A 13,035-nucleotide genomic window follows, 5' to 3' on the forward strand; every position below is an offset into this window, starting at 1 on the left:
GGGCCCGGACCGCCGCGCACAACAACTGGTCGGGCTGCGCCCCCCACACGGGGGTTTTGGCGTCCCGCCCGGGCCCCCCCCCCCGGGGGGGGGGGCCCGGGGCCCCCCCCCCCCGCCCCTCCTCCGCGTTCACACCACCTGGTGGAGCCAGCGGACCGGGGCGCCCTCGCCCGCGTAGCGGAAGGGCTCCAGCTCGTCGTCCCACGGCTTGCCGAGCAGGCGGGCGATCTCGGACTCCAGGTCGCCGCCCTCGTTGCGGGCACGCAGCAGCACGGCGCGCAGCCGGTCCTCCGGGATCAGGATGTCCCCGTGGATGCCGGTGACGGCGTGGAAGATGCCGAGGCCGGGCGTGGAGCTGTACCGCTCGCCCTCCGCGGTGGCGCAGGGCTCGCTGGTGACCTCGTACCGCATCAGCTGCCAACCGCGCAGCGCGGAGGCCAGCCGCGACGCGGTGCCGGGCTCGCCCTGCCAGGACAGCTCGGCGCGCCAGTGGCCGGGCGCGGCGGGCTGGCGGATCCAGTCGAGGCTGACCCGCACGCCGAGCACGCCCGCGACCGCCCACTCGACGTGCGGGCACAGCGCGCGGGGCGCGGAGTGGATGTAGAGAACTCCACGAGTCGTCACCGGGACCTCCAGGCTGTGGACGAGGGTCGCCTTCCCCAGCTGCCTCGCGCCGTCTGCCGGTAGGTTCTGACCACTGGCTACCCCGTGAAGCTCAACTTATTCGACATTAGGTCATCAAATTGAGCAAAACGGACAAGCTTTCACTCCAATCGTAGCCGGATCCACCGGGAGGTCTACCCCCGGTCCGGATCTCTCCCCCGAATGGACCTGTCCCGACGCTACCGGCCCCGGCGGGCGGCGCGGGTGACGTCCCGTCGGAATCCGGACCGAAGCACGCGGCGTGCGCCCGTACACGGAGCACCCCCGCCCGGAGCTTCCGGACGGGGGCGCATGACGGTACGTCAGTGGACGCGCCGGCCGGTCAGAGCTTGACGACCATCTTGCCGGTGTTGGCGCCGCGCAGCAGGCCGATGAAGGCGTCTCCGGCGTTCTCGATCCCCTCGACCACGGTCTCGTCGCCCTTGAGCTCGCCGCTCCTCAGCCAGCCGGCCGTCTCGGCGACGAACTGCGGCTGCAGGCCGTAGTGGTCGCCGACCAGCAGGCCCTCCAGGCGCAGCCGCTTGCCGATGGCGAGCGCCAGGTTGCGCGGGCCGGCCGGCGGCTCGGTGTCGTTGTACTGGGCGATGGCGCCGCAGAGCACCGCGCGGCCCTTGACGCCCAGCGCGCCGATCGCGGCCTCCAGGTGGTCGCCGCCGACGTTGTCGAAGTAGAGGTCGATGCCGTCCGGGGCGGCCTCGGCGAGCAGGTCGCGGACCGGGCCGTCCTTGTAGTTGAAGGCGGCGTCGAAGCCGTACTCGTCGACCAGCTTCGCGACCTTCTCCGCGGAGCCGGCCGAGCCGATGACGCGCTTGGCGCCCTTGAGGCGGGCGATCTGGCCGACCAGCGAGCCGACCGCGCCGGCCGCGCCGGAGACGAAGACGGTGTCGCCCTCCTTGAGCGCGCCGACCTCCAGCAGGCCCGCGTACGCGGTGAGTCCGGGCATGCCGAGGACGCCGAGGTAGGCGGAGAGCGGGGCGAGCTCCGGGTCGACCTTGACCGCGTGGGCGGCGCCGACGGTCGCGTACTCGCGCCAGCCGAGGCCGTGCAGCACGGCGTCGCCGACCTCGAAGCCCTCGGCCGCGGAGGCGACCACGTAGCCGACCGCGCCGCCGTCCATCACCTGGCCGACCTGGAACGGCGGGATGTAGGACTTCACGTCGTTCATCCGGCCGCGCATGTACGGGTCGACCGACAGGAAGGCGTTGCGGACCAGGATCTCGCCCGCCTCGGGCTGCCGGACCGGCGCCTCGACCAGGGCGAAGTCGTCCGGGGTGGGCCAGCCCTGCGGGCGGGCCGCCAGGTGCCACTCGCGACCGGTGGTGGGCACGTCCTGCTCTGCCATGACTTTGCTCCTCAACCTGAAAGTTTGACCTTCTCAAGCAATCGTGCGAGTGAAAGGTTCATGTTGTCAAATGTTCAGGTAGACTGGACCGCATGGAGACGCAGCAGCAGCCCGCCGACGCGATCACCCGCGAGGTCGTGGACCTCATGGCGAGCCTGGTCGCGCTCTTCCACCGCGAGTACGAGGAGGCCGCCGCCGCCCGCTCGCTCACCGGCGCCCAGGCCAAGGTGCTGGCCCTGCTCCGGCGCGGCCCGATGCCGATGCGGCACATCGCGCAGACCCTGGCCTGCGAGCCGTCCAACATCACCGGCATCGTCGACCGGCTGGAGGGCCGGGGCTTCGTCACCCGCGAGGCCGACCCGCAGGACCGCCGGGTCAAGCTGGTCGCCGCCACCGACACCGGGGTGACCGCCACCGAGGAGCTGCGCGAGTCGCTCAACTTCGCCCGCGAGCCGCTGGCCGCGCTGGACGAGTCCGAGCGCGCCCAACTGCGCGACCTGCTCCGGCGGATGCTGCACGGCGCCGAGTCCACCGCGCTCTGACCCCCCCGGCGGGGGAGGCTGTCGGTCCTCTCGGCAAAGATGGTTCGCGTGTAACCGTTCGGGCCGCCGCACCGTCCTTAGAGGTGAGTCCCGAGAATCCCGCGGCCGTACAGAGAGCTTTCCTACCGATGACCGACGTCCCCCGTCGAACCGTCCGGGGTGCCGCCGCACCCCGGCGTGCCCGCCTCGCCCGGGCGGCCGGCGCCACCGCCGCCGTCCTGGTGCTGGCCACCGCGGGCGCCGGCGCCTGGCTCTACCAGCGGCTGGACCAGAACATCACCACCTTCTCCGCCGACGGCATCGCCACCAGCCGCCCGCCGGTCGCGCCGCCCGCGGCGGGCGGCGGCCGCGCGGTCAACGTCCTGCTGCTCGGTTCGGACACCCGCCAGGACGGCAACGGCAGCCTGGGCGGCGGCGAGGAGGGCGTCGGGCACTCCGACACCGCGATCCTGCTGCACGTCTACGCCGACCACCAGCACGCCGTCGGGGTGTCGATACCCCGCGACACCCTGGTGACCGTCCCGGCCTGCCGGCTCCCGGACGGGCGGTGGACCGCCGCCAAGCACAACCAGATGTTCAACTCCGCCTTCACCGTGGGCGAGTTCGCCAAGGGCAACCCGGCCTGCACGCAGAACACCGTGGAGGCGCTGACCGGTCTGCGGATCGACCACACCATCGTGGTCGACTTCAAGGGCTTCGCCGCGATGACCGACGCGGTGCACGGCGTGGACGTGTGCGTGCCCAACGACGTGAACTCCTACGGCATCCACCTCACCAAGGGCCGGCAGACCGTCTCCGGGCAGACCGCGCTGGACTACGTCCGGGCGCGGCACGGCTTCGGCGACGGCTCGGACATCGGCCGGGTGAAGCGGCAGCAGGCCTTCATGTCCTCGCTGATCAAGAAGGTGCAGGCGCAGGGCTTCAACCCGACGACGATACTTCCGCTGGCCGACGCCGCGACCAAGTCGCTCACCGTCGACCCGGAGCTCGGATCGGCGTACAAGCTCGCCGAGTTCGCCCAGTCGCTGCAGGGCGTCAAGCTCTCCGACATCACCTTCGTCACCGTCCCCTGGCGCTACCAGGGCGAGCGCGTCGCCCTGGTCCAGCCCGACGCCGACACCCTGTGGAACCTGCTCCGCCAGGACCGCACCCTGGACGGCCGGGCCACCGCCTCGCCGGGCGCCTCCGCCTCGCCCTCCTCCTCTGCCTCCGGCTCCTCGGCCTCCGCCTCCGCGTCGCCCTCGGGCTCGACCGCCGCCCTCCCCCCGAACGTGCCGATCACCGTGCACAACGCCGCCGGCTCCCCCGGGCTGGCCGGGAAGGCGGCCTCCGCACTGCGCGCCAAGGGCCACTCCGACATCACGGTCGGCCCGAACACCACCCCGCGCCGCACCACCCTGATCGAGTACGGGCCCGGCCGGAACGCCGCCGCCGAGGCGCTCGCCCAGCTCTACCCCGGCGCCGAACTGCGGGCCGACGCCACGGTGGACGGCCTGGCGCTCACCCTCGGGCAGGACAGCGCGCCCGCCGACCCGGAGACCGAGGAGGCCTCCCCGAGCGGCACCGGCAGCGCCCGGCCCACCGCCCTGCCGTCGACCATCCCGACCGGCATCGCCGAGAACGCCCGGCCGGCCGACAGCGACCTCTGCTCCGACCTCAGCTTCGGCTGATCCCCCGCGCGGCGAGTCCGTCCGGCAGCCCGGTGACCACCGCGGTCACCCGGGTGCCGGGCGCGAACTCCCCGGCCAGCGCCAGGTCGTGGACCGCCCGCAGGGTCTTGGCGACGTACCGCCGCTCCACCGGGACGCCGTGCCGCTGCTCGAAGTCGACGGCGAAGGCCTCCAGTTCGGCCGGCACCCGGCCGTAGCCGCCGAAGTGGTGGCCGTGGTGCAGCCGCCAGTTGTCGAACTCCCGTCCGCAGGCGGCCCGGTGGAGCGCGGCGACCTCGCCCTCCAGGTAGCCGGCCCCGCCCTTGAGCACGGCCACGCCGAGCGCCCGGGCCCCGGCGGGCAGGCCGGCGGCGATCCCGGCGAGGGTGCCACCGGTGCCGACCGGACAGCACACCACGTCCCGCCCGCCGAGGTCGTCCAGCTCGGCCGCGACCGCCGCCGCCCCGTGCACCGCCAGGGCGTTGGAGCCGCCCTCGGGCAGCACCCAGTACCCGTCCCGGGCCTGCCCGCCGCCCGCCACCAGCGCGCGGTACGCGGAGCGCGGGACGAACTCCAGCACCATGCCGTCCGCCTCGGCGGCCGCCAGCGACCAGTTGCGCTCCGCGCCGGCCAGCTCCTCGCCGCGGACCACCCCGACCGCGGCCAGTCCGAGCGCCTTCGCGGCCGCCGCCACCGCCCGGACGTGCGTCGAGTACGCCCCGCCGTAGGTCAACAGGCCCCGGCTGTCGGCCGCCACCGCCGCCTCCAGGTTCGGCAGGAGCTTGCGCCACTTGTTGCCGGGAAGCAGCGGGTGCACCAGGTCGTCGCGCTTCAGCCGCAGCTCCACACCGACCGCGGCGAGCCTCGGGTCGACGATCGGCGTCAGCGGCGTGGGGAGCGCGGGCGGAGTGAGCATCGGGCAACCCTAGGACATTCCCTCTTCCGTCCGGCGCCATTCTGTGCCATTTTACATGTCACACACTAGACGGTCGGTGCCCCCTCAGCCCGGCCACGATCCGCCCGGAGTCCCCCACCGTGCGTCAATTCCGGATAACCCCGGCCCGGATGGGCCGACTGCTCACCCCGGCCCTCGCGCTCACCCTCTCGCTCGGCGTCGCCGCGCAGAGCCAGGCCGCCCCGAGCACCCCTGCCACCCCCGAGAAGACCCAGGTGACGACCGCCGCCCCGGCCTCGCACCCGGTCCCCAAGTCCCCGAACGAGGCGAAGGACGGCCGTCCCGTCCCGGGCGAGGCCCTCACCGGCACCAAGTCCGCCCCGCAGAAGGGCAACCAGGCCTCCACCCCCGCCAAGAACAGCAAGCGGCTCGGCTCGGCCGCCGCCGGCGCCGCCTCCTGCGACATCTCCGAATTCGGCACCAAGAGCGGCAACGCCCTGGTCCAGGCCGTCAAGGCGGCCGACCTCGCCTGCGTCTCCCAGCTCTACTCGATCACCGGCAGCCAGGCCCAGGCCACCTTCCGCGAGCCGCAGATGGTCACCGTCGCCGACGCCCTGCGCACCACCTCCCAGTCCTACGACGGCACCAACTCCGGCTCCGTCGGCCAGCTGGTGACCTTCCTGCGGGCCGGCTACTACGTCCAGTGGTACAACCCCGACGTGGTCGGCGCGTACGGCACCCCGCTGCAGACCTCCGTCCGCGGCGCACTGGACGCCTTCTACGCCGCCCCGCACGCCAAGGACGTCACCGAGGCCAACGGCCAGACCCTGTCCGAGGCGGTCATCCTGATCGACTCCGCCCAGGAGAACGCCCGCTACACCGGCGTGATCAAGGACCTGCTCAACCGCTACACCTCCGCCTGGACCGGCGCGATGTGGAACTCCGTCTCCAACACCAAGCTGGTGCTGGAGAACGGCCTCGGCACCCCCGCGTTCAACAGCGCCCTGGTCGCCGACCCCTCCGTGGCCACCACCATCTCCTCCTTCGTCACCCGCAACAGCTGGATGATCAACGGCGGCGACCTGGCCACCGACCTCGGCATCGACCTCGGCTCGTTCCTCTCCTCCCCCGAGCTCCAGGCCCAGGCCCGCCCGCTGGTCAAGGACCTGGTCAACCGCTACCCGCTGGTCGGCAACACCGGCCCGCTCACCATGAACCTCGCCTGGTTCACCGAGAACAAGGACAAGGGCAACTGCGCCTACTACGGCCTGTGCGACCTGCCCACCCGGCTCGTCCCGCTGATCCTGGTGAACGACAAGGTCTGCAGCCCGACCCTGCACATCCGCGCCCAGCAGATGTCCGACACCGAACTCGCCGACACCTGCGCCAGCCTGGCCAACGAGGACGCGCTCTTCCACCGCGTCGTCAAGGACAGCGGCCCCGTCCCCGGTGACGTCAACACCCAGCTGGAGGTCGTCGCCTTCGACTCCTCCTACAACTACCGCCTGTACGCCTGGTCGATGTACGACATCGACGTCGACAACGGCGGCATGTACCTGGAGGGCAACCCGTCCCAGGCCGGCAACCAGGCCCGCTTCATCGCCCACGAGGCCGAGTGGCTGCGCCCCGCCTTCTCGATCTGGAACCTCAATCACGAGTACGCCCACTACCTCGACGGCCGCTACGACTTCTACGGCGACTTCGACGCCGGGCAGACCGTCCCCAACATCTGGTGGATCGAAGGCCTCGCCGAGTACATGTCCTACACCTACCGGGACGTGCGCTACGACGACGCCATCGCCCAGGCCGCCCAGGGCACCTACGCCCTGAGCACCCTGTTCGACTCCACCTACGACAACAGCGACTCCACCCGGGTCTACAACTGGGGCTACCTGGCCGTCCGCTACATGCTCCAGTCGCACCCGCAGACCGTCGCCGCCTACCTGGCCAAGACCCGCACCGGCGACTTCACCGGCGCCCGGGCCGTCCTCACCTCGCTCGGCACCTCCTACGACGCCGACTTCGCCCGCTACCTGACCGCCTGCGCCGCCGGCGACTGCGGCACCCTGCCGCCCGCGCAGGCCCCGCTGTGCACCAACGCCGACACCCGGCAGTTCGACCAGAACTGCCGCCGCGACGACCTCGCCGCAGCCACCGGCAACTACAGCTACCACTTCCTGTACCTGCCGGCCGGCGTCCAGCAGCTCACCATCACCACCACCGGCGGCACCGGCAACGCCGACCTCTACTGGAACGCCGCCAACTGGGCCACCACCGGCGCCAACACCGCCCGGTCCACCAACGCGGGCAACGGCGAGACCCTGACCATCACCAACCCGCCCGCGGGCTGGGTGTACTTCAGCCTCTACGCCCAGAACACCTTCTCCGGCGTCAGCGTCACCACGCAGTACTAGACACCGGACCAGCACAGCCCGAAGGCCCCCGCGCGGTGCGCGGGGGCCTTCGGCAGTGCCGGGCCAGGCGGTCAGAGACCGGCGGCCGTGATCACGTCGACGGTGCCGCCCGTGCCCGCGACGGCGGGGCCGGAGACGTTGGTGGCGCCGCTCCACCGGCCGGCGGTGTAGTCGCCGGTGATGGTGCTGACACCGCGCCAGCGGTCCTTGGCGAAGATCCGGATGGTGTTGCCGGTGGACGCGGCGGTCACCTGCTGGACATCGGACAGGCCGCTGGCACCGGAGATGTCGCCCCAGCCCGTCCAGTAGCCGGCCGCGTAGTCGCCGGTGATCTCGTGGATCCGGCCGCCCGCCAGCGCCACCACGTGGAAGCGCGAGCCCGGCGTGGACGCCGCCGCGAGCTGGGTGATGCCGGTCGGACCGCCGTACCCGGCCGTCACGTCGCCGTAGCTCCAGCGACCCCGGGTGTAGTCGCCGTCGGCGACCCGGATGTGGCCGTCGAAGCCGAGCACCGCCACGTGCAGCGTGTTGCCGGTGGTCCCGGCCGCGATACTGGCGACCCCGGTCGGGATCCCCACCGCGGCGGTGATGTCGCCCCACTTCGACCAGGTGCCGGTCGCCCGGTCGCTGGAGGCCTCGTACACCCGGCCGTCCGCCACCGCCACCAGGTGCGTGCTGTTGCCGATCGACGCCGCAGAGATCCGCGTCATCCCCGACAGCGCGCCCGGCCCGGTGACCTCCTTCCACGGCAGCCACTGCCCCTGCGCCACCCCACCCGACGCCGGACCGAGGTTCCGGTCCGCGGTGAAGATCTTCCCGCCGACCAGGGCGAAGGTCCGCAGGTACTGGTCCGCAGTGGTCGCCGACGCCATCGAGCTGACCCCGGTCCAGGTGGGGTCGGCAAGGGTCTGCGGTGCCGGGGTCCACGGCTGCCACGAGCCGTTGGTGTAGTTGACACCCGTGCTCGTGAAACTGATGTTGACACCCGCGCTCGTGAAACTGGTGCTGAAGGCGCCGACCAATTGGACGCGCTGGCCGGGCTGCAGCGATCCGGTGAACCCCGCGTCGGCCACGACCACGGCCTTCGTGGCGACCACGGTCCGGCCGCTCTCGTCGGTGGCGGTCAGGGTGACCGTGTAGCTGCCCGGGAGGACGTAACGGTGGACTCCGCCGCCGCCCTGGACGACCGTGCCGTCACCGTAGTCCACCTGGGTCTTCGCCACCACGTACGGCGAGCTGACCTTGGTGTCGGCGACGAAGGTCATCGTCTCCCCCGACCTTGAGGAGACGTCCAGGGTCGCGGTGAGCTCGCCCGGGTCGCGCACCGTCACCGTCACGGCGTTGGCGCTGGTCACCGTGCCGCCCTGGCTGTCTGCCACGGTCACCGTCGGCTGGTACCAACCGGGTGAGGCGTAGGTGTGGCTGACCACCGGCTCGGTCGAGCGCACCGCGGGCGTCCCGTCACCGAAGGTGAACACGTAGGCGGCCTGCGCCAGTCCGAAGTCGTTGACCGCACTGCCGGTCACCTTCACCGTGTACGGGGCGGGGCCCTGCTTCGAGGGCTCGGCGATCACCCCGACGGTGGCCGAGCTCTGCCCGGTGATCTCGTACGCGCCGCGGTCGCGCACCCCGCCGCCCGGCGCCGTGTTGGCGACCTCCGGGTCATCAGTCGGCTTCGCCCCGGTCACGTCGGTGTCCACGCCAGGCGCGGTCGGGTCCGCCGAGTCGATGGCGACGGTCGCGGACCGCGGCAGCCTCGTCTCCGTCCACGAGCTGATGGCGGCCAGGTCGTAGTCCACGTCGTGCGCGGCCTGGCCGGGCTGCGCCGCGGCGAAGGCGGCGGCGGTCGGGTACGCGGTGCCGCCCCAGGTGTACGCGGAGGCGTCCGACCACGGGTGCACCGTGTTGTAGTCCACCTTCGACCCGGCGGTCGACGCCGCGGAGACCGAGATCTCCGTCTCCCCGCGCCCGATCGTGCCACCGTTGGCGCAGGCCGACGTGCCCGTGTGCTGAGCAGTGATCACGTTGTTCTCGATCAGGGCGCCCGGCGAGGCCCCGTCGATCCTCACGCTCTCCTCGCAGGACAGCGCAATGGTGTTGTTGGTGACCGCCGTGTTCGGCGCGTCCACCACCGCGATCGCTGCCCGCTTGGTCAGGACGAACTCGTTGGCGGTGACCAGCGAGTCGTGCACCCCGGCTCCGATCCGCAGACCGCCGGCAACCGTTCGGAAAACACTCCGACTGACCGTCACGTGGTCGCTGTTGCCCGACAGTTGAGCAGCGACCGGCCCGGTGTTGGAGTACCGGATCCGGTCCAGCGCCACCCGCGAGGAGTCGGTCACCGAGACCACCGGCTCCGATGTTCCGAGCAGGCCGTTCAGCTGCAGGTTGCGCACCGTCACATCGTGCACACCGGAGAGCAGGACCGCGTTCTTCGTGGCCACCACCGGGCGCACCAGGGTGCCCGCGGGGTCCATGCCGACGAACGTGATCGGCTTGTCCGGCGTACCGGACCGGGTGATCAGCACCGTCTCCTGGTAGGTGGTGCCGGCGGCGATCTCGACCGTCTGGCCGGGCAGCGCCGCGTTGGCCGCGCCAGTGATGGTGCAGAACGGCTGCTCGGCGCTGCCGCTGCCGACGTCGGAGCAGGCCGTCGACCGGTTGTTCACGTACAGCGTGCTCGCCGGCTCCGCCGCAACGGCGGCGCAGGGGAAGGCGACCAGCGCGGTGGCTGCGGCCGCGGTCAGCGCGGCGGACTGGCGAAGACGCACGGGGACCTGCTCTCCAGACGGGGAAGGGGAGCCGGGCACGGCGCTGGCCGTGCCCGGCGGGTGGGTCAGAGGCCGGCGGCCGTCAGGCTCCGGACGGGGGCGATCGGCCCCGCGGCGCCGGCGCTGAAGACCTCGCTGGCGCCGCTCCAGCGTCCGGCGGTGTAGTCACCGGTCACGGTCTGGACGGAGTCCCAGTAGGTGCGGCCGAAGATCCGCAGGGTGTTGCCGGTCGAGGCGGCGGCGATCCGCTGGATGTAGTTCATTCCGCCGCTGGCGGCGGAGATGTCGCCCCAGCCGGTCCAGTAGCCCGCCTGGTAGTCACCGGTGGTCTCGTAGACCCGACCGCCCGCCAGCGCCACCACGTGGAACCGCGAACCCGGAGTGGACGCCGCCGCGAGCTGGGTGATCCCGCTCGGGCCGCCCTTCGCCGCGGTCACGTCGCCGAAGCTCCACCGGCCGCGGGTGTAGTCGCCGTCGGCGACCCGGATGTGCCCGTCGTTGCCCAGGATCGCGATGTGCAGCGCATTGCCGGTCGTGCCGGCCGCGATGCTGGTCACCCCGGTCGGGATACCGGTCGCGCCGGTGACGTCGCCCCAGGCCGACCACGTGCCGGTTGCACGGTCCGAAGACGCCTCGTACACCCGGCCGTTGGCCACCGCCACCAGGTGCGTGCTGTTCCCGATCGACGCCGCCGAGATCTGCGTGATCCCCGACAGCGCACCCGCGCCGGTGACCTCCTTCCACGGCAACCACTGACCCTGCGCCACCCCGCCCGACGCCGGACCCAGGTTCCGGTCCGCGGTGTAGATCCGCCCGCCCACCAGCGCGAACGCCCGCAGCCACTGGTCCGCCGTGGTCGCCGAGGCAAGGCCGTCGGCCGATTCGGCCGGGAACGCGATGCCGGCCTGCGGCACCGGCAGGTTCGGCGACCAGACGTTCTTGTCGTAGTTGACCCCGGTGTTGCGCAGCAGGTTGTCGTTGGCTGTCACCAGGAGCTGGACGCGCTGACCCGGCTGCAGCGCCGCCGTGTACTTCTCGTCGGCCACCTCGACGGTCTTCTTGACGACGGTGGTCCGGCCACCCTCGTCGGTGGCGGTCACCGTGACCGTGTAGCTGCCCGGCGCCAGGTACTGGTGGCCGCCGTAGGCGCCTGCGATCGACGTGCCGTCACCGAAGTCGATCTTCGTGCCGGTCAGCGCGTACGGCGAGGTGACGCCGGCCTCGACGTGGAGGCTCAGCGGATCCGACGACGGCTTGACGACGTCGAGGGTGGCCACGAGGTCGCCGGCCGGATTGACGGTCAGACTGTAGGGCGTGATGGTGTCCACCCGGCCGCCCTGGGTGTCGGTCGCGATGACCCTGGCCCAGTACGTGCCGGTCTTGGTGTAGGTGTGGCTCACGGTGGGCTCGGTCGACCTGAGGATCTCGCCGTCGCCGAAGTCGAAGAGGTACTCGGCCTGCGCCAGGTTGAAGGTGTTCACCGTCTTCGCGGAGATCTTCACCGTGTACGGAGCCGGACCCGTCCGCGACGGCAGGTCGGTGATCACCTCGGCGGTCATCGGGGCCTGTCCGGTCCGCTCGTACGCGCCGCGGTCGCGCACCCCGCCGCCCGGCGCGGTGTTGGCGACGTTCGGGTCGTCGGTCGGCTTGGCCCCGAGCAGGTCGGTGTCCACCCCGGGCGCGGCCGGGTCGGCCGAGTCGATGGCCGCGGTGGCCGACCCCGGGAGGACGGCGTCCGCCGTCGGGGCGTAGGGGAGGTTGTAGTCGGCGTCGTGCGCGGCCTGGGCGGGCTGTGCGGCGGTGAACGCGGCCGCCGTCGGGTACGCGGTGCCGCCCCAGGTGTACGCCGAGGAGCCCTGCCAGGGGTGCACCGTGTTGTAGTCCACCTTCGACCCGGCGGTCGACCCGACCGAGACCGAGATCTCCGTCTCGCCGCGGTTCGTGGCGGCGGTCAGGCAGTTGTTCTGCGTCTGGCCGTTGTACTGGGCGGTGATCACGTTGTTCTCGATGAACGCGCCCGGCGAGGCTCCGTCGATCTTCACGCTCTCGCCGCAGGAGAACAGGATGGTGTTGTTGGTGACCACCGTGTTCGGGGCGTCCACCGCCGACACCCCGGTGGTGGTCGTCGCGTTGAACTCGTTGGCGGTGACCAGGACGTCGTGCGCCCCGGCGCCGATGCTCACCCCGCCGGCGGTGGCCCTGAACCGGCTGCGGCTCACCGTCACGTGGTCGCTGCTGCCCGACACCTGGACGGCGGGCATGGCCGCACCGGTGTAGGTGATCCGGTCGAGCGCCACCCGCGAGGAGTTCACCACGTTTGCCAGCGGGACGCCGGCCAGGTAGGTGCCGACGGCGCGGAAGTTCCGCACCACGACGTCGTGGACGTCGGACAGCACGAAGGCGCCCTTGGTGTTCACGACGGAGCGCACCATGCTCCCCCGGGGGTCCAGGCCGACGAAGGTGATCGGCTTGTCCGGCGTACCGGAGTTGGTGACGTTCACCGTCTCCTGGTAGGTGGTCCCGGCGGCGATCTCGACCGTCTGCCCGGCCTGCACGGCGCGGGCCGCCGCGGAGATCGTGCAGAACGGCGCCCCGGCCGTACCGCTGCCGAAATCGGTGCACGTCGCGGAGGTGTTGTTCACGTACAGGGTGCTCGCCGGCTCCGCCGCGACAGCGGCGGAGGGAACGGCGACCAGGGCGGTGGCTGCGGCCGCAGTGAGCGCGGCGGACTGGCGGAGGCGCACGGTGACTTGTTCTCC

General features: G+C 72.0%; 8 protein-coding genes. 3 read left to right on the forward strand and 5 right to left on the reverse strand.

The genetic code is table 11. From position 1 onward, the window contains the following. Positions 1–129: 129 nt before the first annotated feature. Positions 130–624: a DUF3145 domain-containing protein gene (locus ACGFX4_RS17200; protein WP_345696925.1), complete on the reverse strand. Its 495-nt coding sequence runs from the start codon at positions 622–624 to the stop codon at positions 130–132. 361 nt (positions 625–985) lie between these two features. Further along, positions 986–2,005: an NADP-dependent oxidoreductase gene (locus ACGFX4_RS17205; protein WP_393074506.1), complete on the reverse strand. Its 1,020-nt coding sequence runs from the start codon at positions 2,003–2,005 to the stop codon at positions 986–988. Between the two features lie 92 nt (positions 2,006–2,097). Between ACGFX4_RS17205 and ACGFX4_RS17210 the strand changes: the two genes are divergently transcribed. Together ACGFX4_RS17210 and ACGFX4_RS17215 are read left to right on the forward strand one after the other, a co-directional pair. Then, positions 2,098–2,547 carry a MarR family winged helix-turn-helix transcriptional regulator gene (locus ACGFX4_RS17210; protein WP_393074509.1) on the forward strand — a complete coding sequence of 150 codons (450 nt, stop codon included), beginning with the start codon at positions 2,098–2,100 and terminating at the stop codon, positions 2,545–2,547. Positions 2,548–2,675: 128 nt separating this feature from the next. Then, positions 2,676–4,217, forward strand: coding sequence for an LCP family protein (locus ACGFX4_RS17215; protein WP_393074512.1), 1,542 nt, complete (start codon positions 2,676–2,678; stop codon positions 4,215–4,217). On the opposite strand, the gene ACGFX4_RS17220 is transcribed toward ACGFX4_RS17215, so the two are convergent. Continuing rightward, positions 4,204–5,112: a pyridoxal-phosphate dependent enzyme gene (locus ACGFX4_RS17220; RefSeq protein ID WP_393074515.1), complete on the reverse strand. Its 909-nt coding sequence runs from the start codon at positions 5,110–5,112 to the stop codon at positions 4,204–4,206. The two genes, ACGFX4_RS17215 and ACGFX4_RS17220, sit on opposite strands and share 14 nt — an antisense overlap. 149 nt (positions 5,113–5,261) lie before the next feature. Between ACGFX4_RS17220 and ACGFX4_RS17225 the strand changes: the two genes are divergently transcribed. After that, positions 5,262–7,505, forward strand: coding sequence for a M9 family metallopeptidase (locus ACGFX4_RS17225; protein WP_393074518.1), 2,244 nt, complete (start codon positions 5,262–5,264; stop codon positions 7,503–7,505). Between the two features lie 71 nt (positions 7,506–7,576). On the opposite strand, the gene ACGFX4_RS17230 is transcribed toward ACGFX4_RS17225, so the two are convergent. Together ACGFX4_RS17230 and ACGFX4_RS17235 are read right to left on the reverse strand one after the other, a co-directional pair. Beyond that, positions 7,577–10,276: a PKD domain-containing protein gene (locus ACGFX4_RS17230; protein WP_393074521.1), complete on the reverse strand. Its 2,700-nt coding sequence runs from the start codon at positions 10,274–10,276 to the stop codon at positions 7,577–7,579. 65 nt (positions 10,277–10,341) lie between these two features. After that, the gene (locus ACGFX4_RS17235; RefSeq protein WP_393074524.1) at positions 10,342–13,020 is read right to left on the reverse strand and encodes a PKD domain-containing protein; all 2,679 of its coding nucleotides are present in this window, start codon (positions 13,018–13,020) and stop codon (positions 10,342–10,344) included. Between the last annotated feature and the right edge of the window lie 15 nt (positions 13,021–13,035).

The organism is Kitasatospora sp. NPDC048365, assembly GCF_043200835.1.
In the GTDB taxonomy this organism is placed as follows: Bacteria; Actinomycetota; Actinomycetes; order Streptomycetales; family Streptomycetaceae; genus Kitasatospora; species Kitasatospora terrestris.